Annotated in this window: 22 protein-coding genes; 15 read left to right on the forward strand and 7 right to left on the reverse strand. The window is 44.5% G+C overall.

Annotation, left to right across the window (positions count from 1 at the left end; all coding sequences use genetic code 11):
• Positions 1 to 844: 844 nt before the first annotated feature.
• From pspA to AC27G9_RS20015, 8 genes are all read left to right on the forward strand, one after another.
• A complete protein-coding gene (pspA, locus tag AC27G9_RS19980) occupies positions 845 to 1,534 on the forward strand; it encodes a phage shock protein PspA (protein WP_487076278.1) in 690 nt (229 codons plus the stop codon).
• A gap of 74 nt (positions 1,535 to 1,608) precedes the next feature.
• Complete coding sequence (locus tag AC27G9_RS19985) at positions 1,609 to 1,806, forward strand: PspC domain-containing protein (RefSeq protein WP_487076279.1); 198 nt, start codon at positions 1,609 to 1,611, stop codon at positions 1,804 to 1,806.
• 3 nt (positions 1,807 to 1,809) lie between these two features.
• Positions 1,810 to 2,139: a hypothetical protein gene (locus AC27G9_RS19990; protein WP_487076280.1), complete on the forward strand. Its 330-nt coding sequence runs from the start codon at positions 1,810 to 1,812 to the stop codon at positions 2,137 to 2,139.
• Between the two features lie 113 nt (positions 2,140 to 2,252).
• Complete coding sequence (locus AC27G9_RS19995) at positions 2,253 to 3,245, forward strand: DUF2333 family protein (protein WP_487076281.1); 993 nt, start codon at positions 2,253 to 2,255, stop codon at positions 3,243 to 3,245.
• A gap of 3 nt (positions 3,246 to 3,248) precedes the next feature.
• The gene (locus AC27G9_RS20000) at positions 3,249 to 4,004 is read left to right on the forward strand and encodes a TIGR04219 family outer membrane beta-barrel protein (RefSeq protein ID WP_487076282.1); all 756 of its coding nucleotides are present in this window, start codon (positions 3,249 to 3,251) and stop codon (positions 4,002 to 4,004) included.
• Positions 4,005 to 4,223: 219 nt separating this feature from the next.
• Positions 4,224 to 6,041 (forward strand): assimilatory sulfite reductase (NADPH) flavoprotein subunit, encoded by a 1,818-nt coding sequence (locus tag AC27G9_RS20005; protein WP_487076283.1) that lies wholly within the window; start codon positions 4,224 to 4,226, stop codon positions 6,039 to 6,041.
• A complete protein-coding gene (cysI, locus tag AC27G9_RS20010; RefSeq protein ID WP_487076284.1) occupies positions 6,041 to 7,759 on the forward strand; it encodes an assimilatory sulfite reductase (NADPH) hemoprotein subunit in 1,719 nt (572 codons plus the stop codon). The genes AC27G9_RS20005 and cysI overlap by 1 nt, the downstream gene beginning before the upstream one ends.
• Complete coding sequence (locus AC27G9_RS20015; protein ID WP_487076286.1) at positions 7,752 to 8,507, forward strand: phosphoadenylyl-sulfate reductase; 756 nt, start codon at positions 7,752 to 7,754, stop codon at positions 8,505 to 8,507. Before cysI ends, AC27G9_RS20015 begins: the two co-directional genes overlap by 8 nt.
• Positions 8,508 to 8,539: 32 nt before the next feature.
• Here AC27G9_RS20015 and AC27G9_RS20020 read toward each other — a convergent pair whose 3' ends face one another.
• Positions 8,540 to 9,436 carry a TIGR03899 family protein gene (locus AC27G9_RS20020; protein ID WP_487076287.1) on the reverse strand — a complete coding sequence of 299 codons (897 nt, stop codon included), beginning with the start codon at positions 9,434 to 9,436 and terminating at the stop codon, positions 8,540 to 8,542.
• Positions 9,437 to 9,628: 192 nt separating this feature from the next.
• Here AC27G9_RS20020 and AC27G9_RS20025 point away from each other — a divergent pair, with 192 nt between their 5' ends.
• Positions 9,629 to 11,872 carry a bifunctional diguanylate cyclase/phosphodiesterase gene (locus tag AC27G9_RS20025; protein ID WP_487076288.1) on the forward strand — a complete coding sequence of 748 codons (2,244 nt, stop codon included), beginning with the start codon at positions 9,629 to 9,631 and terminating at the stop codon, positions 11,870 to 11,872.
• Positions 11,873 to 11,912: 40 nt separating this feature from the next.
• Here the strand turns inward: AC27G9_RS20025 and AC27G9_RS20030 are convergent, their stop codons facing one another.
• A complete protein-coding gene (locus AC27G9_RS20030; protein WP_487076289.1) occupies positions 11,913 to 12,515 on the reverse strand; it encodes a uracil-DNA glycosylase family protein in 603 nt (200 codons plus the stop codon).
• A 99-nt stretch (positions 12,516 to 12,614) separates the two neighbouring features.
• Between AC27G9_RS20030 and AC27G9_RS20035 the strand changes: the two genes are divergently transcribed.
• Entirely contained in the window at positions 12,615 to 12,932 is a 318-nt protein-coding gene (locus tag AC27G9_RS20035) for a pyridine nucleotide transhydrogenase (protein WP_487076290.1), read from the forward strand.
• Positions 12,933 to 12,994: 62 nt separating this feature from the next.
• Here AC27G9_RS20035 and sthA read toward each other — a convergent pair whose 3' ends face one another.
• The gene (sthA, locus tag AC27G9_RS20040; RefSeq protein WP_487076291.1) at positions 12,995 to 14,416 is read right to left on the reverse strand and encodes a Si-specific NAD(P)(+) transhydrogenase; all 1,422 of its coding nucleotides are present in this window, start codon (positions 14,414 to 14,416) and stop codon (positions 12,995 to 12,997) included.
• Between the two features lie 212 nt (positions 14,417 to 14,628).
• Positions 14,629 to 15,750, reverse strand: coding sequence for an acyl-CoA desaturase (locus AC27G9_RS20045; RefSeq protein WP_487076292.1), 1,122 nt, complete (start codon positions 15,748 to 15,750; stop codon positions 14,629 to 14,631).
• Positions 15,751 to 16,124: 374 nt separating this feature from the next.
• Here AC27G9_RS20045 and AC27G9_RS20050 point away from each other — a divergent pair, with 374 nt between their 5' ends.
• From AC27G9_RS20050 to AC27G9_RS20065, 4 genes are all read left to right on the forward strand, one after another.
• Positions 16,125 to 17,120 (forward strand): hypothetical protein, encoded by a 996-nt coding sequence (locus AC27G9_RS20050; RefSeq protein ID WP_487076293.1) that lies wholly within the window; start codon positions 16,125 to 16,127, stop codon positions 17,118 to 17,120.
• 211 nt (positions 17,121 to 17,331) lie between these two features.
• Positions 17,332 to 17,946: an HTH-type transcriptional repressor FabR gene (fabR, locus tag AC27G9_RS20055; protein ID WP_487076294.1), complete on the forward strand. Its 615-nt coding sequence runs from the start codon at positions 17,332 to 17,334 to the stop codon at positions 17,944 to 17,946.
• A 125-nt stretch (positions 17,947 to 18,071) separates the two neighbouring features.
• Positions 18,072 to 19,136 (forward strand): oxidoreductase, encoded by a 1,065-nt coding sequence (locus AC27G9_RS20060; protein WP_487076296.1) that lies wholly within the window; start codon positions 18,072 to 18,074, stop codon positions 19,134 to 19,136.
• Positions 19,129 to 19,605, forward strand: a complete 477-nt coding sequence (locus tag AC27G9_RS20065; protein WP_487076297.1) for a heme-degrading domain-containing protein — start codon at positions 19,129 to 19,131, stop codon at positions 19,603 to 19,605. The genes AC27G9_RS20060 and AC27G9_RS20065 overlap by 8 nt, the downstream gene beginning before the upstream one ends.
• Before the next feature lie 2 nt (positions 19,606 to 19,607).
• Here the strand turns inward: AC27G9_RS20065 and trmA are convergent, their stop codons facing one another.
• On the reverse strand, positions 19,608 to 20,699 hold the full coding sequence (gene trmA, locus AC27G9_RS20070; RefSeq protein WP_487076298.1) for a tRNA (uridine(54)-C5)-methyltransferase TrmA: 1,092 nt from the start codon (positions 20,697 to 20,699) through the stop codon (positions 19,608 to 19,610).
• Between the two features lie 149 nt (positions 20,700 to 20,848).
• Here trmA and AC27G9_RS20075 point away from each other — a divergent pair, with 149 nt between their 5' ends.
• Positions 20,849 to 22,138: a DUF5610 domain-containing protein gene (locus AC27G9_RS20075; protein ID WP_487076299.1), complete on the forward strand. Its 1,290-nt coding sequence runs from the start codon at positions 20,849 to 20,851 to the stop codon at positions 22,136 to 22,138.
• A gap of 38 nt (positions 22,139 to 22,176) precedes the next feature.
• Here the strand turns inward: AC27G9_RS20075 and AC27G9_RS20080 are convergent, their stop codons facing one another.
• Positions 22,177 to 22,632, reverse strand: a complete 456-nt coding sequence (locus tag AC27G9_RS20080; RefSeq protein ID WP_487076301.1) for an RNA recognition motif domain-containing protein — start codon at positions 22,630 to 22,632, stop codon at positions 22,177 to 22,179.
• A gap of 21 nt (positions 22,633 to 22,653) precedes the next feature.
• On the reverse strand, positions 22,654 to 22,987 hold a 334-nt coding region (locus tag AC27G9_RS20085), incomplete at its 5' end, for a hypothetical protein (RefSeq protein WP_487076303.1).

Here is a 22,987-nt window from a genome sequence, read left to right on the forward strand (position 1 = left end):
CAACCGTTAATATTACTACTATTTTTGTTAACGCCGGTTGCAAGCTTAATTGTTAGCGCCATCGTCTTCACCAGATACCGTCAGTGGTCATCGTCTAGCAACAAGAGTCGCAGACGCTACACTAGGCCACTGATGGAATATCAGATAAACAGGTAACGCGAATATCGTTACCTGTTTTTTTGCGCTTGTGATTATCTATACATCTATCACCAACTTATCTTCAAACGTTCTTCACTCTTATCTAATCAACCTTGTCATTTACTACCTTTAAAACTTCTGCTTTTTCTTTTCTGTGGACAGGCATGTTAATTTGAAACCCTACTGCACCAATTGAATTGTTGCTGTGACTGTCTCTCAAATCAGCATTTTAAGCTCTCCTGAATAAATTCAAGCTTTGCCTTGAGGAAATTGCCGAATTCAATCTCAATAGGAGATACGTGGACAGGCATGACAAATGGAAACGCTGCTTTGATTCACAAATCGTATCTCTACCATGCCTGTCCCAACAGAAGAGTGTTGCTTAACTGACATTTTTGTCAAAACGAAAATCGCAAATGGCATGCCTGTCCAAATAAAAGAAGCCCAGTCCCAACAGAAGACTGTTGCTTAAATGACATGCCTGTCCCAATAAAAGAGTAAAAGTGGTTTTTTGACTTGGTAAATTTGACCAATTTAGGTGGTTAAATTCGCTATCTATCGGTTTTTTCCAATCTGTAAAAATTACTCTCTAATGTTGAAAATTATTTTTTATCAATAAAAACAGTGATTTAAATAATTGGCACGGTGATTGTAATAGTTATATCAAACATGACTTGAGTGACTTAATTAACCTGGAGGAATAACAATGGGAATGTTTTCAAGACTATCAGATATCGTGCAAGCTAACTTAAACGCAATGCTAGATAAAGCAGAAGATCCTGAAAAAATCGTTCGTCTGATTATTCAGGAAATGGAAGAAACCATGGTTGAGCTTCGCTCGGTCGCTGCAAAATACTTAGCAGAGAAAAAGCAACTAGAACGCGAGTTCGCCAATGCTGAAAAACAAGCTGAACAGTGGCAAGCAAAAGCAAGCTTAGCGATTGAAAAAGACAAAGAATCACTGGCTCGCGCAGCGCTTGTTGAAAAGCAAAGCTTTGTTCAAAAGCAGCAAGACATTCAAAAACAGTTGGATGAATTGGAAGAAGCGCTAAATCGCCTACAAAACGATACGGCAGCGCTGGCGGAAAAGCTGACTGAAGCTAAAGCGAAACAAAAAGCGATTGTCGTACGCAAGTCTTCTGCTTCGGTTCGCCTGAAAGCTAAACAAGTAGAACACAGTGACAAACTTGCTAGTGCCATGTCTCGTTTCGATGAATACGAGCAACGCATCGAAGGCCTAGAAGCGCAAGTTGATGCATACGATGTAGTACCTGGTTCGGCGGCGTCAGATTTGGAAAGCCAATTCAAAGCCCTTGAAGCAGATGATGCCATCGAAGCTGAATTAGCAGCATTGAAGCTAGCTAAACAGCCAAAGCAAAAAAAGAAAGCGGCTTAAGCACCGCGTAACGTCCCGGAGGGAGGCAATTCGGCCTCCTTCGCGGCTCAACCCTAACGTGTCGGAGAATTGTAATGAAAACGGTTTACGGTGAAAAAAGAATCAAGCGAAGTGAACATGATGCCATGATTTCAGGTGTTTGCGCGGGTGTTGCACGCTACTTCAACATCGATGCAACATGGGTGAGAGCCGGCGCGCTAATCGGGGCGTTTTGTCTACCAATGGTCACGGTTATAGCTTACATCGCTGCAGTCGTGTTGTTGCCGAGGTAGACCATGAAAAACTTCTTATTAGCAGTATTGATTGCTGTTGTATTAATTAACTGTTTTGGGATTGCGATTAACGATTGGTGGGGAGTGAATATTGTGATGCATGATGATTTGCTTTCACCACTTGAGGGCTTTGCCGTGTTATCCGCTCTTGCTGCAGTTGCCGTCCTTGTCGGTTTCATTGTCGCAATTAGCGTGTTCGGTGCCTTGTTTTTGGCAGTAGGCGCTGCGGTTGTCGCACTTATTGTGGCTGGCGTCAGTATCTTCTGGCCAGTATTGTTAATCGGCGGCGTAGTCTACATGATACTTCAACGTCGTAAACCATACGCAAGTTAATCACTAAATGGGGTAATATTCCTTCTGAATTTCGTAGCAAGGCATTGATTAGAGGTTTAGTTTCTTTGTTACCCCAGCTAAACTAATCATACGAAATTGAGATAGGAAGTCTGATGACACAATACTTAAACGCGAAGTGGATTTCAGCCGGTGCCGGCGTATTGGTAATCTTGTTTACCTTATTAGGAATGTACTGGAGCAGTGCGCCTGATACCTTCGACGTAAATGAATCGGCTAGACAACAAGCGGGTGACCGCGTACACACAGATGTAACGGGGTTTACCACTACAGCAACAATGATCACCGTTGCTGATACTCTTCTTAATAAGCCCGGCGGCTACTTATCTAACGATGTTACCCCTCCTAGCGTGTTTTTAGACAATATGCCAAGTTGGGAATTTGGCGCGCTGGAGATGATACGAGACCTCGCCTTGTCAATGCGAAAAGACTTCAGTCGCTCGCAATCCCAATCCATCGAAAACGAAATGTTGGTGCAAGCACAACCCAAATTCAATATCGACCACCGCAGTTGGTTGCTACCTTCAGCTGAATCACAATATCAAGATGCAATTGATTGGATGATTTTGTATCGCGACGAGTTGGGCTCGCCTGTTGCCGGCGATAGCCAGTTTTACGCCAGGGCCGATAATCTTAGAGACTATCTCAAACAAGTCGAAAAGCGTTTGGGGAGTTTATCTCAACGTTTGAGCGCAAGTGTGGGCAGTGACAGGGTTAATACGGATTTGGCTGGCGATACTGCGGCAAGTAATTCAACACCACTGCCAAGCCAAAGCTACACAAAAACAAGCTGGTGGCAGTTGGACAATAATTTTTATGAAGCAAGGGGCGCAACTTGGGCATTGCTGCATTTTTTGAAAGCGATAGAAGTCGACTTTAGAGATGTCCTAGAAAAGAAAAATGCGCTAGTGAGTTTGCAACAGATCATTAGAGAATTAGAGGCAACCCAGCAAACCGTATGGAGCCCAATGATACTCAATGGCAGTGGCTTTGGTATGTTAGCTAATCACTCGTTAGTAATGGCGAACTATATTTCTCGAGCTAACGCTGCCATCATCGAATTATCTGAACTACTAAACCAAGGATAACACATGAAGAAAACGTTACTGATCGCAGCACTAGCAGGTGTTGCTGCAGTACCTTCTGTTTCGGCAGATACCTTGTTGGGTGTCTATGCGGGCGCTCAATACTGGGATACGGGCACAAGTGGTGGTTTTGCCAGCACTAACTCAACTGCCGATTTTGACTTTGATGACGAAGGCGAAACCGCGTTTTACATCGCCTTTGAGCACTTTGTTCCTTTTGTTCCCAATATCAAAGTAGCTCACACGACACTCGAATCAAATGGTTCGACATTGCTAACGAGCAATTTCGAGTTTGATGGCACACTTTATACCGTTGGCAGCACAGTCGACACAATCAGTGATATTACCTCAACAGATTTTATCTTGTATTACGAGTTGTTTGACAACGATCTATTGAGCTTTGATTTAGGGATCAACGGTAAGTACATCGACGGCACATTAAACGTTGCTGATACTGCAAGTAACTTGATGAGTCAGGAAGAGTTCTCTGGTGTGATTCCAATGCTCTACTCTCGAGTTGAAGTAGGCCTACCATTCACAGGTTTGTCTGCCTATGCAGAGGGAAGCTACTTAACTTTTGATGATCACGAGTTGAGTGATTTTCAAGTGGCAATTACTTATGATCTGATCGAAAGTGTAGCGTTGGATCTGACTCTTCAAGTGGGTTATCGCGATGTCACTGTTGATGTAGAAGATCTTGATGATATTTACGCTGATCTTAGTTATGACGGTGTATTTGCCGGTATCGAGATGCATTTCTAACCCCTTTTTTGTTAAAAAGGGATGAATATCAAAGGGCTATTGCAATATAGCCCTTTTTTATTAGCGCTTGTTTCTTAAAGTTTTTTTGCCCTATCTAGATAACTTTCATTGAACAATTGGTTTTTTAAGCACGTTCAGTAATAAAAAAGTTGTATTAATTCTTTCCTGTATTAAGACAAAGCCGTTAGCCTTAGCGCATCAAATTGAGGCTAAAGATCTATGTCTGTACATACTAAACAAAATTTACTTCCCTCAGCGATGCTGGGAGAACAACAATGGAATGCGATAACGCAAGCTCTTGTTGGTCTTAACCGTGACCAATTGACTTGGGTGAGCGGATACGTTGCAGGTTTGGCTGCGGGCCAAACTGCTGGTGAAGCTGCACCGGTTTCTGGGGCGGTTGAAGCGCCCGAAAACAACGCTGTACTTACGATTTTATTCGGTTCACAAACGGGTAATTCTAAAGGCGTTGCGACAGCGTTTAAGGCGAAAGCTGATGCTGCAGGCATCAAAAACAACCTAGTTAGTATGGCAGACTACAAGCCTCGCCAGATTAAAAACGAAACGCATCTTGCGATTGCCGTCAGTACACACGGTGAGGGTGAAGCCCCTGATGACGCCGCTGAACTGCACGAGTTTTTAGGTGGTAAGAAAGCCCCTAAATTGGCAGGTGTAAAATACGCTGTACTTGGGCTTGGCGATACCAGCTATGAATTTTTCTGCCAAACGGCTAAAGATTTTGATGAACGCTTGGGCAAACTTGGTGCAAGCGCCATCACACCAAGAGTGGATTGTGATGTCGATTACGAAGCACCTGCAGAAGCATGGGGCGATGCACTTATTGAAGCCATCAAAGCTGACTTTACCGCTGCGCCTGCCGCCACAGTAGCAACAGCAGCAGCTCCGGTTGCAGCGGGTGCCCAAACGTACACCAAAAAGTCGCCGTTTGTCGCTAACCTAATTGAAAGTGTGAAAATTACAGCTCGTGACTCTGTCAAAGACATCCGTCACGTCGAAATTAGCTTAGAAGACTCAGGGATTACCTATCAGCCAGGCGATGCGCTTGGCGTTTGGTTCCTAAACGATGAAGCCTTGGTTGACGAATTGATCGCCTTGGTGTCTGCTGACGCATCTGCACAAGTGACGCTGGGTACAGACAGCTTCACGTTAAAAGATGCATTGCAACGCCGATTGGAACTGACCTTGAGTTACCCCGGTTTCGTGAAAGCCTATCAGGCTGCCTCCGGCAACGAAGCGCTTGGTAAGTTACTAGAAGTACCTGCGGATCTTCGTGCTTACCTTGCTGACAGACAAATAATCGATATTGTTCGCGATCACCCTGCCAGTGTAGATGCACAAACGTTGGTAGACGCGCTACGTCCATTAACGCCAAGATTGTATTCCATTGCATCAAGCCAAGCGGAAGTGGAAGAAGAAGTGCACTTAACGGTAGCACACGTCGATTACGAAGCTTACGGTAAACGTCATCAAGGTGGCGCATCAGGCTTCTTGTGCGAGCGTTTAGAGGAAGGTGCAGATATTGAAGTGTTTGTTGAAAACAACGATAACTTCCGTCTCCCTGCCGATGCTAACACTCCGGTCATCATGGTTGGCCCCGGTACAGGTATCGCACCATTTAGAGCCTTTATGCAAGAGCGCGAGGCTCAAGATGCAGAAGGCAAAAACTGGTTGTTCTTCGGTAACCCGAATTTCACCCAAGACTTTTTATATCAAACTGAATGGCAGGCTTACAAAAAGTCTGGTTTGTTAAGCAAAATCAGTTTGGCATTCTCTCGAGATCAAGAACAAAAGATCTACGTCCAACATCGTTTGCTTGAAAACGGTGCCGAGGTATACCAATGGTTAGAAGAGGGCGCTCACTTCTATGTATGTGGAGACGCTAACCATATGGCGAAAGACGTTGAAAATGCGTTGCTTGAAATCATTCAACAGCATGGTGGTAAGTCAGCAGACGAAGCCAAGCAATACGTTACTGCACTGCGTAAGGCAAAACGTTATCAGAAGGATGTTTATTAATGAGCAACGAAAAATCTCCATTTACAGTTGAAGGCAAACTGGCCGACAACGAGCGCATTAAAGGCAGTAGCCGAAACTTGCGCGGCACGATTGCCGAAGATATTACTGATGATCTTACCGGTGGCTTCACTGCGGATAACTTCCAGCTGATTCGTTTCCACGGTATGTATCAACAAGATGATCGCGATATCCGCGCAGAGCGCACCAAGCAAAAACTTGAGCCTTTGCATAACTTGATGCTCCGCGCGCGTTTGCCTGGCGGTATCATCAAGCCGGAACAGTGGCTAGCCATTGACGAATTTGCTGGTGAAAGCACCATGTATGGCAGTATTCGTTTGACGACTCGCCAAACGTTCCAGTTTCACGGTGTATTAAAGCCACATTTGAAGAAGATGCACATGACGCTTAACAAAGCGGGCATCGATTCAATTGCGACGGCGGGTGACGTTAACCGAAATGTATTGTGTACGTCTAACCCAGTCGAATCAGAAGTACATCAAGAAGCTTATGATTGGGCTAAAAAGATTAGTGAACACTTACTTCCAAAAACTCGAGCGTATGCAGAAATTTGGCTTGATGGCGAAAAACTAGAGTCAACCGAGCTAGAAGAAGAGCCTATTTTGAGTGGGCAATATCTACCGCGTAAGTTCAAGACAACTGTTGTGATCCCGCCACAAAACGATGTGGATGTGCATGCTAATGACTTGAGCTTTGTGGCAATTGCTGAAGAAGGTAAGTTAGTCGGCTTTAACGTTCTTGTGGGCGGTGGCCTTGCAATGACTCATGGCGACAAGACAACTTATCCGCGCAAAGCCGATGACCTTGGCTTCATTCCTCTAGAGAATACTCTGGCTGTTGCAGCAGCGGTAGTGACGACTCAACGTGATTGGGGTAACCGCGTAAATCGTAAAAACGCCAAGACTAAATACACTATTGAGCGTGTTGGCCTAGAAAACTTCAAAGCTGAAGTCGAAAAGCGTGCAGAGATTACATTTGCCGAGAGCCGTCCTTATGAATTCACGAGCCGTGGTGACCGCTTCGGTTGGGTAGAAGGTATTGACGGCAAATTCCACTTGACCCTGTTCATCGAGAACGGCCGAATCTTAGATTACCCAGGTAAAACGTTGAAAACGGGTTGCCGAGAAATTGCCAAGATTCACCAAGGCGATTTCCGTATGACAGCTAACCAAAACTTAGTGGTTGCTGGTGTACCCGCCGATCAAAAAGACGCCATCGAAGCATTGGCAAGACAACACGGTTTGATTCAGCCAGAAGTCTCGAATCAACGTCTTGACTCAATGGCATGTGTATCGCTACCGACGTGTCCGTTGGCAATGGCTGAAGCCGAGCGTTATTTACCAGATGCAGTTACACAGCTTGAAGGCATTTTGGCAAGCCACGGTTTAGCCCAAGACAGCATCATTTTCCGTGTTACTGGCTGCCCTAACGGCTGTGGTCGCGCAATGTTGGCTGAAGTTGGCTTAGTGGGTAAAGGCCCAGGTAAATACAATTTCCACATCGGTGGTGATCGAGAAGGTACACGTATTCCGCGTATGTACAAAGAGAACATTAGCGAAGAAGAAATTATGCAGGAAATGGATTCGTTAATTGGCCGCTGGGCGAAAGAACGAAATCAAGGTGAGTCGTTTGGCGATTACGTTGTAAGAGCTGGCATCATCGCCCCTGTAATTGACTCAGCAAGAGATTTTTATGACTGATAGCGTATTCTCGCGATTGGACGATGCGCAACCTACTCAAGATATCTTGAGCAGTGTTGCTGCCGTCAATCAGGAACTTGAAGCAATGACACCTATCGCTCGCGTTGAGTGGGCGATGGAAAATTTGCCGGGTAATCACATAGTATCTTCTAGTTTCGGCGCACAATCAGCGGTGATGCTTCACTTGTTAACGCAAGTAAAGTCCGACATCCCAGTTGTGCTCACCGATACGGGTTATCTGTTTCCTGAGACCTATCAGTTTATCGATGCAATGACAGATCGGTTAAACCTAAATCTACGTGTTTACCGAGCAGAGCTGACCGCCGGATGGCAAGAAGCGAGGTTTGGAAAACTGTGGGAAAAGGGCATTGATGGGATCGAAAAATACAATCGCATGAATAAGGTCGAGCCGATGCAACGCGCACTTAAAGAGTTGAGCGTTGGAACATGGTTTGCTGGCTTACGTCGGTCTCAGTCAGATACTCGCGGCAAATTGCCAGTGCTTCAGCGCGTTGGTGGCCAGTTTAAACTGTATCCGATTATCGATCAGAGCAACAAAGACTTACATTTCTATCTTAAAGATAACAAGCTGCCGTACCATCCTCTGTGGGACGAAGGCTATGTGTCTATCGGAGATTGGCACACCACACAATCGTTGCAAGAGGGCATGAGCGAACAAGATACCCGCTTCTTTGGGTTGAAACGCGAATGTGGTTTGCATGAATTTGGTGATGGTGACGGTATCTAATGGAATGTGACACAGTGGTGTCGACCACTGTGTCAGTCTATGTGAAAAGCAGGCTCTAGTGTTTGCTTCAACACTTCAAGGTATTCTGCGGGAGTCGACTTCGACGACAGCCTAAACAATTCCGCCCCGACAGAGGTAAACTTGTAATAAACCAATGCGATACCTTGACGTTTGGCACTCAAGTTAAAATTACTCGAGCCACATTTCCACAGACTGCGTTTACTTGGGTCGAGTTCTGCACTTTCGATTTCGCTAGCGTAAATCAGTTTCATATCAATAAGCGCCAGAATATCTGGATAGCTCAGCCCGTATTTCGATAAGTTCAATTGCGTAAAGCCCGGTGGCCTTAACAGCGACAAAAAACCTTTGCGTTGATGATAACCCACAATAATTTTGGGGATCGCATCGGTTTGGCGACGGCTGGCAAGCGAAGAGGCCTTAGTAAACAGTTTGGCATCTTTTTGTGTAAGGGCTTTGAGTGTTTCCAGTGTGCGAATTGAAAAGCTACCCGGACGGCCAACTTCCACGGCAAAAATTTTACCCCACAGTTCTTGCATCGCCGGTGAATACACATTTTCCGCCATGTCGATAAACGTAAAGAACCAATCGGGATCGAGGTTATCGGCTGGCTGCTCTTGAACACTCACAGACATGGCCATGGTCAGAATCGACTGTAAATTACCAATCTTATGGCTCGCTTGAATTTGACGCCGACGCTCTATTGATTGGTGCCTGCCTTTGGCATCTGACATCGTCATAGTGGGAGAGATCCCCGCTTTGGCAAACCAAGTTTGAATATGCTGTTGAGTATTCGATGTGACTTTGTTGGCCGAAGTGGACGTAGCCTCTTTTGCGACAACCTCTTTGGGCTCCGAGGGTTTAGCAGCCTTAACTATCGGTTTTGGAATGGCGTCATTATTGATTTTCATAGAGTTTTATTCAGTCTTCACAACTCTGAGCTTGTAATAAAGGCAAATCACACTGTCGGATTCTCGTGAGCGTTACACGATATTCGGCGAGATTGTATGTTGGAATCACTATTACATTGCTTGCTGAACTTTGCAAATAGCGACAGACGGGTTAGGATTAACGTACAAAAGCAGTAAGGATTAGCACTAATCATGTCGCCGACTGATTACGAAAACGATGAGCTGATATTTCTGGATGAAGATGGTCATACAGAATTAGAAGACAAGGTCTACAAGCATTGGAATGTATTGGTGGTGGACGACGATGAAGAAATTCATACCGTCACCAAATTGGCATTGTCTGATCTCATCTTAAATGATCGTACACTAAACTTTCTTCATGCCTACTCTGGTGAGGAAGCCAAGCGCGTGCTTGAAGAGTACGGTAGTGATATTGCGATCATACTGCTCGATGTGGTGATGGAAACAGATGATGCCGGGCTTGAGGTTGTGCGTTACTTGCGCGAATCGCTGAATATTCCAGAACCTCGGATCATCCTGCGAACCGGTCAACCCGGTTATGCGCCAGAAGAAGATGTCATTAAAAACTTTGACATCAATGACTACAAAACAAAAACAGAACTCACGCGCGGTAAGTTAATGACTTCTGTCATCGCCTCTTTGCGTTCTTATCAACAAATTCTAACCATCAATCAAAGCCGTTTAGGTCTACAGAAAATTATTTCATCCGCTTCGAACTTACTGGAAGAACATTCAGTAAAAGGGTTTTGTGAGGGGATTGTTACCCAGATCAGCTCCCTCGTTGGATTGGAAGCTGAAGGTGTAGTTTGTGCTAAAGCCGGTTCAGTGATCGACCGAGACGACGACGGCGTTTATGTTTTGGGCGCGGCGGGCGAATTTGCCAGTTACATTAACCAGCCAATAGAAGCACTGCACAGCGCCACGATTGTCGAGAATGTCTCTCGCTGCTTGCGCATAAAACAACATATTTACGAAGAAGACTTCTCTATCTTGTATATCAGTAGTTCGGGCTTTGAAGCCGCGGTTTACGTGAATACAACAGATGGCATAAGCCATTTAGACAAGCAACTATTGGAAGTCTTTTTATCCAGCATTAGCGTTGGGTACGAAAACGTAAACTTATTCCACGAACTTCGCAATGCCGCTTTTCGCGATTGGCTGACTAAACTGCCTAACCGAAATCAGTTCATCAATATGTTGGACAGACCCGAAGTGAATGCCAACAACGCCCAATGCGCGGCCCTTATTGATATCAACCATTTCTCTGATATTAACGATGGATTAGGCCAAGAAGCGGGTAACTTGATCTTAAAAGCTGTTGCTGCTCGTCTATCCGATAAGTTGTCTTCACATGTACGCCTAAGTCGTATTGGGGCAGATGTATTTGGCCTAATAGGCCCTGAAGAGCACGTCAATCCAGCTCAAATCAATGCCCTATTCCAATCTTCTTTTGTCGCGGGTGACCATACACTACCGCTTAATGTGACAATGGGCTTCTGCAAGCTAGAAGAAGACAGAAAGATTGGCATAGATATCTTAAAACGAACCAACATTGCATTGAATCGAGCGAAGAAGAATCTCACCGACAACTATGAGTTCTACGCGCCTGAGATTGAAGAAAAAACCACGTGGCGACTGAGCATGATTCGCCGTCTTCGTAGCGACTTTGCTGAGCGCAAGTTGCAATTGTGGTTCCAACCTCAAGTTGACCTTGTTAGTGAAAAAATCGTCGGGATGGAAGGGTTACTTCGTTGGCCTGATGGTGAAGGTGGTTATATATCCCCTGCGGTGTTTGTGCCACTAGCAGAGTATTCGGGCCTGATCGTCGATATCGGTGAGTGGGTTCTTGAGGAATCGTGCCGACGCATCAATCAGCTATGTGAAATGGGCTATTGCGATTTGCGGGTAGCGGTGAATATTTCGATTCCCCAGTTCAGAGACAAGCGTTTTGTTGAAAAAGTGAAATCGACACTCGACAAATACAACGTTGATCCGAATCTGTTAGAGCTTGAAATTACGGAAAGTGTGGTAATGGATGAGCCACAGATTGTGATTGATGCCCTTCGTATTCTCAAGGCTTACGGTGTGGCCATTGCGATTGATGACTTTGGTACGGGATTCTCGTCGATGAGTTACCTTCAAAAATTGCCATTAGATCGATTAAAGGTCGACCGTTCTTTTGTCAGCGACATCAAACCCGGTGAACAAGCGGTTATCGCTGAGACGATTGTAACATTGGGCAGTAAACTGGGTTTGTCTACCATCGCAGAAGGGGTGGAGCGACGAGAACAAGCCAGCTATATGTTAAAGCTAGGCTGTGATGAAGCTCAAGGTTACTTGTTCGCTAAGCCGATGCCTTTCGACGACTTAACTACCTTCCTTGAAAATTACCAAAAAGACGACCCTCATCGCTAATTGAAGAATGCTTGCGTTACACAGTGGCATTGAATTAGCGTTAGGGAAGCCATTGCTTTACCCGCGCTTTGAGTGCCGGTAGCGTAACCTCTTCAAACCAAGGGTTGCGCCCAAGCCAGCGGTTATTTCGCCCAGATGGATGAGGCAGCACCCATACATTGTGTTCATCACTATTTTGTTCTTGTACCGCGGCCGTAAGGTTAGGGTAGTGAGGTAGATAGTAGTGTTGCGCGTATCGACCGACCAATATAGTCAGTTTTGGGTGCATGTATTCAAGCAGCTTGTCATGCCACTGTGGCGCACATTCTTTTCTTGGTGGCGCGTCGGCATTGTTTTTATAGCCGGGAAAGCAAAAGCCCATTGGCATCAACGAAAGGTATGATTTGTCATAAAACGTATTTTCATCAATACCTAACCATTGACGAAGTCTCGCACCACTATTGTCGTTCCAAGCTTTGTTTGTGTCATGTGCAATAAGGCCCGGAGCTTGACCAATGACAACTATTTGGGCAATTGATGACAATGACACGATGGGTCTAGGGTCATATGGCAAATGTTCACTACAAAGTTGGCATTGGTATACTTTTTCGACCAATTGCTCAAAATCATGGCTTTTTTTCGATGAATTATTACTAGTTGTCATACTTTTGTAATATTTGCTTGTTAGTTCCTGTTGCCATTTACCTGATTATAAAGTATGCTTATTCATACATTTGAGGAATATGTAAACAGGAGATATCTCATGCGTAAAGTAGTACTAGGGCTGGCATTATCGATGGCTTTCGGTGTCGCGCATGCTGACACAAACGAAAAAGGTCTCTTCGATTGCATGGACGACAAAACCTTCGAATTGAATAATCAGTGTATGTCGGAAAAAATCGGCAACAGCATCCAATTCCGCGAAGCCCAAAACAAAGTGATTGACGTAGCCAGTCAAAATACTGGTGAATATGTTGTCGCAACTATGACATTTGATCAACGCAAAATGCAGATCGATATCGTTGCGCATCGCGAAGCGTTGCTAGCAAGAAACGTACTTGCAGCAAACGACAAGAATTAATTCCTAAGTTAACAATGTAAAAAACCGGCTAAACGCCGGTTTTTTTATGCCTGTAATTTTTATCAGAATATTCGATTCAAACCATTCAACGCCGCCACGCGATAGGCTTCTGCCATCGTTGGGTAGTTGAATGTGGTATTCACGAAGTATTCAATGGTATTGCCTTCACCTTCTTGTTGCATGATGGCTTGCCCGATATGCACAATCTCAGACGCCCGCTCGCCAAAACAATGAATGCCCAAAATTTCTTTTGTTTCCCTGTGGAACAGTATTTTTAGGCTACCGACCTGCGTTGACGCGATCTGTGCTCTTGCCAAATGTTTGAACTGAGCTCTTCCCACTTCATATGGCACTTTCATTTGTGTCAGTTCTTGTTCAGTTTTGCCGACTGAACTGATTTCAGGGATGGTGTAAATGCCAGTGGGGATATCTTCAACCAAGGTTTTGTGAGTTTGACCCGCTAACATTGCTTCGGCGGCGAAACGGCCTTGGTTGTATGCTGCAGAAGCAAGGCTTGGGTAGCCTATCACGTCGCCTACGGCGTAGATGTTTTCAACCTCAGTTTGATAATTGGAGTTAACCTTCAGTTGGCCACGAGAATCTGCACTTAAACCGACATTTTCCAGTTCAAGCATATCGGTGTTACCCGTTCGTCCGTTGGCAAACAATAGGCAGTCAGCGCGCATCTTTTTACCAGATTCCAAGTGCAAAATCACTGAATCTTCGGTGCCTTCGACACTGGCATATGCTTCGTTGTGGCGGATCACTACACCGTTGTTCCACAAGTGATAACTGAGTGAGTCAGAAATCTCAGCGTCTAAGAATGATAACAAACGCTCTCGCATGTTGACCAAATCGACTTTTACACCCATGCCTCTAAAAATAGACGCGTATTCGGAACCGATAACCCCGGCACCATAAATAATGATAGTTTGCGGATCGTGTTGTAAGTCAAGAATGGTATCTGAGTTATAAATACGGGGATGAGAAAAGTCGATATCCTTCGGGCAGTATGGCCTTGAACCCGTCGCAATGGCTACTTGTTCGGTGGTAATAATGTCGGTAGAGCCGTCCGGTTTGTTAAGTTGAATCGTATTGGCATCGATAAAACTAGCTTCACCGTGCAACAAGGTCACGCGGTTTCTGTCATAAAAGCTGCTTCTCAATCTTGATTGTTTGCGAATGACACCACTTGCATGTTGCATAATATCGGCAAAAGTCAGTGAATGGGCGCTTTGTTTATCAGCAAACAACGGGTTGTTGTTGAATTCAATCAAGCGGCTTACGGAATGGCGTAGAGCCTTTGAAGGAATAGTACCCCAGTGAGTACAACCGCCACCGACGGATTCATACCGTTCGATAACGGCTACATTTCTGCCCGCTTTTGCTAACTGCATGGCAACACCTTCGCCACCAGGGCCTGTGCCAATAACGACAGCATCGAATTGATAAGTCGGCGTTTTAGTTTGCTTCTTTTTTGTCATTGCAATAATCATCTAGGGTTACTGAATTAAATCCAGTCTAGCAAGTTTTGTTGCGTAACGAAAAAGGCTTATTTTGTTTAGACGCCGTTTATTTAGTTTTTCTGATGTGTCAGTTCACATTGCTGGGCGCAAAAACAACGAGCAAAGGGGAATGAATCGAGTCGTAAGACGGGGAGAGTATAGGAGCTACTTTCTAGCAGCTCCCAAATGTACTAAGCGAAGCTAAGAGTTTGGAGTTCGAGCCACTTTTGTTTCTGTAATTCAAGGGCTTGTTTGAGTTCTTTGTATTTGTAGTCTAACTCTAGCTTTTCAACGCTTTGAACTAATGACTCCTTACGCGCGGCCATCATGCGTTTCTTCGCCGCATAAAACGCTGACATCTTAGCCAACAATTCATCGTATTCTTTTTGAATCGTGGCGGTAATTTCTTCTGCGTTAGGCAATGAGGATACTTTGGCGTTGGCCCGTTGAAGCTGCATGGCAGCTCGGGCTTTTTCGATTCGCTCTTCAGGAACACGTCTGAGGTTTTTCGTCAGTCCAATAAATGATAAGCCCCTGATCAGCCATTTTGTCGGATCGTACTGCCACCAACGAATACCGTTACGGTAGTCATATTCAAAGATATGATGGTAGTTGTGATATCCCTCACCAAAAGTAAAGAAAGCCAGTATTCCATTGTCTCGTGCGCTGTTGGCATCAGTATAGGGTTGGCTCCCCCAAAAGTGTGCCAAGCTGTTGATAAAGAAAGTCACATGGTGAACGGCAACAAGACGGAATACACCAGCAATCAAAATCATGCCGAAAATATCCCCGTTAAACCATCCCAACAATGCAGGAATACCGAAATTGGCAATGAGCATAATTAGTAAATAATGATTGTGTTGCCACATTACGACTTTGTCTTTTTGTAAATCTTTGCAGTTGCTGTAATCGTCATATCGTGCTGACTGATACTCCCTTAGCATCCAGCCAATGTGTGAGTACCAAAGCCCTTTGCCTGCCGAGTACGGATCTTTGTTGTCATCATCAACATGGCGATGGTGTACTCGGTGATCAGAAGACCAATGTAGAATACTGTTTTGTAACGCCATTGCGCCGCCGATAGCCAATATGACCCGGACAACAACATTGGCGTCATAGGTTTTGTGTGACCATAGCCTGTGGTAGCCGGCTGTGATCGACATGCCAGTAAAAAAGAAAAGAAATATTGCGGTGCCAATTTCTGCACCGTCAATGCCGTTGAAGGCAACCCAAATGGGTGTCCCAACGAATGCAATCAATCCCGTGATTAAAAACACCAATATATTGGTTAGGATCAATGGTGGTTTTTTCATAGCTTTTAATTAACTCAGCTTACAACTGTACGCTAATTTTACTAGAGAATTCACCGTTATAAAACTCATCTATCGCAATATTCGACTATTTGATAGTTAAGTTGGTGATACACATCAAAAAGTAGCGATTGTTTCAGTGTCGAGGGCTAAGGCGATTCGGTACTAAATTGACGTATTTACGTTTTGATTTTCGCCAAATCCTGATTTTCTTCACCACTTACATGTAGTAAAAATAACCAAAGTAAATTCAAAGTAAATCTAAGTCATTGTTTTTAAATGATTATGATTTGTGGCCTTAATTTTGCTGAGTCTATAGAAAGCCATCTGCACAAACGAGATGGGCCGAATGGTGCCTAAAAACCGAGGAACGAACTATGTATTCAGATGAAGACCTAAATGGCGCAGTAGACGCAGGGATATTTGAAGCGAACGCTGTCCATCAATTTCGACAACACATCGCCAGTACCGCCAATATCAACACGGTAGACGAGGAGAACTTTCGACTCTTATCAGGGTTTAACGACATTTTCGTCCTCGCTGCTAGTGCAATATTGTTATCATCCCTTGCATGGTTAGGCTTTGTTATCGCACCGGTCTTGGGAGCGGTACTTGTCGCCGTTGGTTCGTGGTGCTTAGCCGAAGTCTTTGTGCGAAGAAAGCGCATGGCGCTGCCTGCTATTGGTTTGTTGTTGAGCTTTTTGGGAGCGCTGTTCGCGATTCCCATTCTAGCATTTGAACCTGTCTCAGAAATTCAATTTGTCGCAGCGGGTGTACTTGCTACGCTGGGCGCATTTGCTCATTGGCGGTACTTCAAAGTGCCGATTACCCTTGCTGCAGGTTTAGCCACGTTATTCTTGGGTGTTTTTGGCATGTTGGCGAGCTTCAATGAAATGTCGGTGCAGTTTTATCCGCAATACATGATTGGAGCTGGCATTGTTACGTTTCTACTGGCTATGTACTGGGATGGCACGGATCCCAAGCGTGAGACACGTCGTTCAGATGTCGCGTTCTGGTTGCACTTATTATCTGCGCCGCTGATCGTACACCCAATATTCAGTAACTTGGCAGTGTTTTCTGCCATTGCAGAAGTAGGGACTTCAGTGTTGATTTTTGCGCTTTACCTATTACTTGCATTGGTCTCCATTGCCATCGATAGAAGAGCAATTATGGTATCTGCATTGGCTTATGTGATTTATGCAATCAGTGGATTACTAGAAAATGCTGGTTTGGTGAGTTACAGCATGGCAGTGACAGGTACCATTATCGGCGGAAGTCTACTGTTGTTATCTGCCTACTGGCAGCAAAGCAGACAATTCGTTGTCGGTTTGCTACCAGCGAAAAGCAAAGTATATTTGCCCGCGCTACAATAGTTAACTCAACATAAGCCCGTCATTATCGCGCTGCCTTCCAACTCAAAAGGCGGCGCGTTTTTCGTGTTAAACCCAGTGTTTCCCTCCCCCTAAATTTATTAGCGGCGCATCTTTTGGACGCCAGGCAATAATCCGTTTTTCGTGCACTGTTATTTATGACTTTTTTCGTGCTAAAGCGTTACACTAGGACCAAGCGTGAAAGGATCTTAGTGTGAATCGACAAGAGCAAAAACTGAAAACTCGACAAAATATCATTGAAGCGGCATTTTCATTGTTGGATGAAAAGCGCAGTTTATCTGCAATTAGCCTGCGAGAAGTGGCTAGAGAAGCCGGTATCGCGCCTACGTCGTTTTACCGACATTTCAAAGATATTGATGAGCTGGGGCTAACATTGGTAGACGAAGCTGGGCTAGCGCTGCGCCAATTAATGCGTCAAGCGAGAAGACGCATTGCTTCTGGTGGTGGCGTCATTGATACGTCTGTTGATACGTTTATGGAGTTTATCGTCGCTAACACCAATGTGTTCCGTCTTATGTTGCGAGAACACACAGGAACGTCAACCGCTTATCGAATGGCTGTATTTAGGGAGATTCAGCATTTTGTTGAAGAGCTTTCCGATTACATTGTGGAAAGGCAATCTATTGATAGTCAAATGGCCAGCATTCAAGCCGATGCCATGGTGAGAATCGTGTTTAGTGCTGGAGCAGAAGCATTGGATGCTGACACGAATCAACGAGCGGAAATATCAAAACGGGTTAAGTCACAACTGCGTTTTATTCAGCTTGGTTCAGCGGCTTACAAAGTCGCCGATAAAGGAAGCAGTTAATAAGCCACGCTCCTTAGATCGTCTCAGAATACGGAAATTTAGCCATCGCTCGTCTATACAGTAATGGGATGGATAGCGAAATTGTTCGCACCTTTACCTGAGTTTGCTGTAGGAGTAAAAACTCAATGACATTTGCCCCAATTGAGACGGCTGTAATTGGTTATGGTTTTTCTGCCAAAACATTTCACATTCCTTTTATTACTTCATTGCCTGAGTTTGAATTAGCTGCCATCAGCTCAAGCCAGCGTGAACAGGTGCTTGCCGATTGGCCGACCGTAGACTGCTATTCGTCAGCTCAAGACTTAATCGCGCAATCGGACGCACAGCTGGTCATCATAACTGCCCCTAATAGCGTGCACTTCGAATTGGCGAAAGCGGCATTAGAATCAGGTAAACATGTTGTTTTAGAAAAACCGTTTGTAACCCGCGTTGAAGATGGCGAGGCATTGATCAAACTAGCCCGTGAAAAAGGCAAGATATTAAGCGTTTACCACAACAGGCGATGGGACGGCGATTTTTTAACCGTCAAACAAATGCTCGATGACAAAGCATTTGGTGAACTGAAACACTATGAATCTCATTTTGATCGTTTTCGGCCACAAGTGCGTCAGCGCTGGAGAGAACAAGCCAGCGATGGGGGAGGTGTACTGTTTGATCTCGGTCCTCACCTAATTGATCAAGCATTGGCTTTGTTTGGTGTACCCAATGCCATTTCGGCTCAATGTGAAATTATGCGAGAAGGTTCAAACAATGTTGACTACTTCAATGTTGTCCTGCATTACGACAATCATTTAGCGATTTTGCATTGTGACTTGTTTACTGCAAGTCCAAATAAGCGATTCACGATTAAAGGTACAAAAGGAAGCTTTGAAAAATGCGGTTTGGATCCGCAAGAGCCAAGGTTGATTGCAGGTGCATTACCAATTGATGAGTCATGGGCGGCTGAGACGCCAAATCAATACGGTACGTTTTACGATGGCGCGAATGAAAAGGCAATACAGACACAAACCGGTGGGTATCAACACTACTTTACGCAACTAGCCGAAGCCATCACAACAAACGCAATACCGCCAGTCACTGCCGAGGATGCATTGTTAACCATCAAACTTATTGAATTGGCGATAAAGAGTAGCCAAACGGGAAGACGATTAACCTTGGCAAACGAATTTGGGCGCCAGTGCGATGAATGACGATAGGCTCTCCCAGTTGCAATTAGAAGAAGCAGAGCTACAGTTTCCGTCGTTTAACCATCAGGTTGCGTGGGATTTGGGTGTTGCGCTGAGAAACAACGCACTTAATCAAAACGCTCCCGTTGCCATCGAAGTGTACGCATTTGAGCAAGTCCTGTTTCAGTGCGCATTACCCGGTAGTGTTGCAGATAACCTCGACTGGATAAAAAGAAAGAGAAATACGGTACTGCGTTACGGCCAGAGTTCATTTTATATTGGGCAAAAGCATGTAGCGAAGGGGACGTCTTTGTTGGTTCAACCCCATATCGAAGCTAAGGAATACGCTGATCACGGAGGCGCTTTTCCTATTCGACTAGACAATAGTGGATTGATCGGTGCAGTGACAGTTTCGGGGCTTCCACAACTTGACGACCACAATATGGTCGTCAACGTTTTACGGCAGTATTTGGCTAGAAACGCCGTAAATTGAGTTTACGACTTCCGCTGCAGTAATACGCCAGCTTCCATATGGTGAGTGAAAGGAAACTGATCGAACAGTGCAGCGCGTTTCACATTGTGGGTTTTGGTCAGTTCACTGAGGTTGTCAGTTAGCGTATCTGGATTGCAAGAGATATAGATGATCTGATCGTAAGCTTGAATCATCTTTAAAGAATCCATATCCAATCCTGCTCGAGGCGGGTCAACCAAAACGGTTTCGAAGTTATAGCTTGCTAAATCAATTCCGTTTAGCCGTGAGAAAGTTCGCACGCCTTGCATTGCCTCGGTAAACTCTTCGGCGGACAATCTGACAATATCAACATTGTCTATGTTGTTCTGCTCTATATTAAACTGGGCTGCAGCGACCGACGGTTTCGCGATTTCAGTACCGATGACGCGATTGAAGTGTTGTGCCATTGGTAAGCTAAAGTTGCCTGCACCACAATATAACTCCAATAGGTCAGTGTTGCTTTTGGGCACAGCAGAAAGTGCCCACTCGATCATTTTGCAATTTACCTTGGCATTAGGTTGGGTAAAACTGTTCTCAATATGTTTAAAGACGTACTCTTTATCCAAAATCGGCAAGCGTTCGATGATGAAGTCATTGCCAACGATAAACTTTTGTTTCCGGGCTCGGCCTATAATGCTGACGTTAAAGGTTTCGGACAGCTGTGTTTTTAGCTGCTCCGCTGCGGCTAACCACTCTTCATCGAGTTGGCGGTGATAAAGTAGACTAACAACCACCTCGCCAGATAATCCCGATAAATAATCAATTTGAAATAGCTTTTTTCTCAATATCGGATTGGGTTTAACTGCCTCAAGTAACTTCTCCATCATGGCATTGATGGTTTCACTCGCCGGAGGAAATTGGTCGACTCGGTATTTTTGTTTGGTGTTTTGGTCGAACATGATGTGATAAAGATCATCGCCCTCATGCCAAACACGAAACTCTGCCCGCATACGGTAATGTGTAGGACTTGATTCAAACACTTCTACTGTCGGTGCATCAAATGGCGCAAGCATAGTGTTCAGGCGAGCCTGTTTTTCATCTAACTGCGTTTGGTAACTAATGGGATCGTGCGCCATAACGGATTCTCGCGTCTAAACTTCAAAAATAGCTGCGCATTGTAGAAGTTTCAAAAGGAACTGCAATCACTTGCTGAAAAAATTGGATTAAAATTAAACAATATCTTAAATCTGCCGATAATGTAGTTGAGGATAGTGAGGATCTAATTATGAACGTCGGTGATATTAAGGCGGGGTCGAGCGATCAAAAGCCTGCGATCAAGCCCGAACAAAACATTCGTAGCCAACTTCGTGAAGACGGGCTACGACAAGCCGCTGAATTTCAGCAGAAGTATTCAGGTACCGTGTCGGTAACAAGCTCTCAGACTACGGTAGGTTTGCGTGTCTATTCTGATTCGCTGAATAGACAGCTCAATATCGATGGTAAATCACCACAGCTGACAACACCCAATAAGCAAGACGATGAACCGGCAAGCCTATTCGATTTTGAAGAAGTAGCTCGCAATGTATTGCGTTTTGTGGGAGGAGTGATTCGTGGTGCAGCTGATAGTGGAGCGAATGAAGAAGAGCTAAATAACTTGTTTTCACAAGCTCGAGAAGGGGTGGAACGAGGTATTTCACAAGCCCAACGAGATTTGGGAGGCTTTCTCAATGATGAAATCAGCACAGGCATTGAAAACAGCCGCGAGTTGATAAACAGTGAAATTGATGAATTAGAAGCTGATATCTTTGGTCGACAACAATTCGGTGTTGCTGAGTCACTCACAAACGAATTGTTCGCTTCGGCATCTCAAGATGGCAGTTTGTCTATCCGTACTAGAGACGGAGATGAAGTGCGAATTTCCTTTGAGAGCATCAGACAAGTCAACCAGTATCAGTCTAGTCAATATAGTTACCAGCAAAATGATGGAAATGAAAACGGCACTGGAACAGGAACAAATGCTTCTTTATATGTAGAACAAAGTCAGGGCATTCAATTTTATCAATATGATGGCTTTAGTTTCTCGGTGGAGGGAAACCTAGATGAAGCTGAACTGGACGCCATTGCCGATTTAGTGAGACAGGCAGATGAGCTTGCTCGAGAGTTCTTTGATGGTGATATAGATCTGGCGTTTGAAAAAGCGTTAGAACTTGGGTTTGATGAAGAAGAGCTGGCGGGTTTTGCCTTACAGCTTACACAGCGCCAAGAAGTGGAAGTTGTCCAAACGTATGAAAGTGTAAGTCAGTACAATGATGACGAGAATTCGCAGCGGGCGAGTATTAACCCGATTGCGGATTACTTATCTAGTGTACTTAATGTTTTTGATGTAGGTCGCGCACAGTTAGCCAGCGAGAATGATCTCAATAGCCTTCTTAATACTGTGGTAAGCCAAATTGAAGAGGTGCAAGTGCCCGATCTGATCTCAGCGATCAATCGTTTTCACAACTTTAATCAAAGACTGTTAGATAATGTTCCTTCGCAAAGTGAATCTGCGCCTGTTGAAAATACGGGGGAATAAATAGAAAAAAACCTGGCTTATGCCAGGTTTTTTTGTTCTTACTGCTCGCCTTTCTCTTTGGCGGGCCTCACCTTTAATGTTCGATCTTGGAAGATAGAATCATTGAGCTTGTCGATCGCGGCATCTACGTCATTAGTTAAGATCTCTACAAAACCATAACCTTTGCGCTTACCTGTTCTGCGATCCTTCATTAGGCGAACGGACTGAACATCGGTAAATGACTTAAAGTAATCCTTTACTGCATCTTCATTTGCCTTGTACGGTAGGTTCCCTACGTACAATGTTGCTGACTCGAGAGAAGAATCTGCTGATGATGTTGCGTGTGATGAGTTAAACAATGAAGCTAGCCATGGAGTAATGATACCGCTTAGAAGCAAAGAAATAGCTACTGAGATGGGAAGACTGGCATCGAGACTAGCATTTGCAAGGATAAAGTATCCTGCGATTGCGATAACTGCACTAATCAATGTGCAATGAAAAAAACCTACTTTCATAAACCTACCTTTTATTATGTTTTATGTGATGTTAATGGAGGCTGCATATAGTTTACTCATTTGTAACAAAATGGCCAATATTCTGTCATCAAAGTATGCAAAAGAACGTAAATTAAACAGTAATGTTGGAAAAATAAGCGTTTGATGATCTTTTTGCAAAAAAACGATCAAAAACATAAAAAAGGTGTTGACGGTAGAAATAGGATGCGTACAATGCGCCGCACGTTCTGAGGGGCTACAGCCAAACAGAACACTGTTCAGCAGGCTGAACAAAATCTTCAAAAAAAGATTTAAAAAAAGCCTTGACGAACAGAATGAGGGATGTAAAATGCGCATCCCGCTTGAGAGAGAAACT

This window comes from Alteromonas sp. 5NS40-0096, assembly GCF_057544385.1.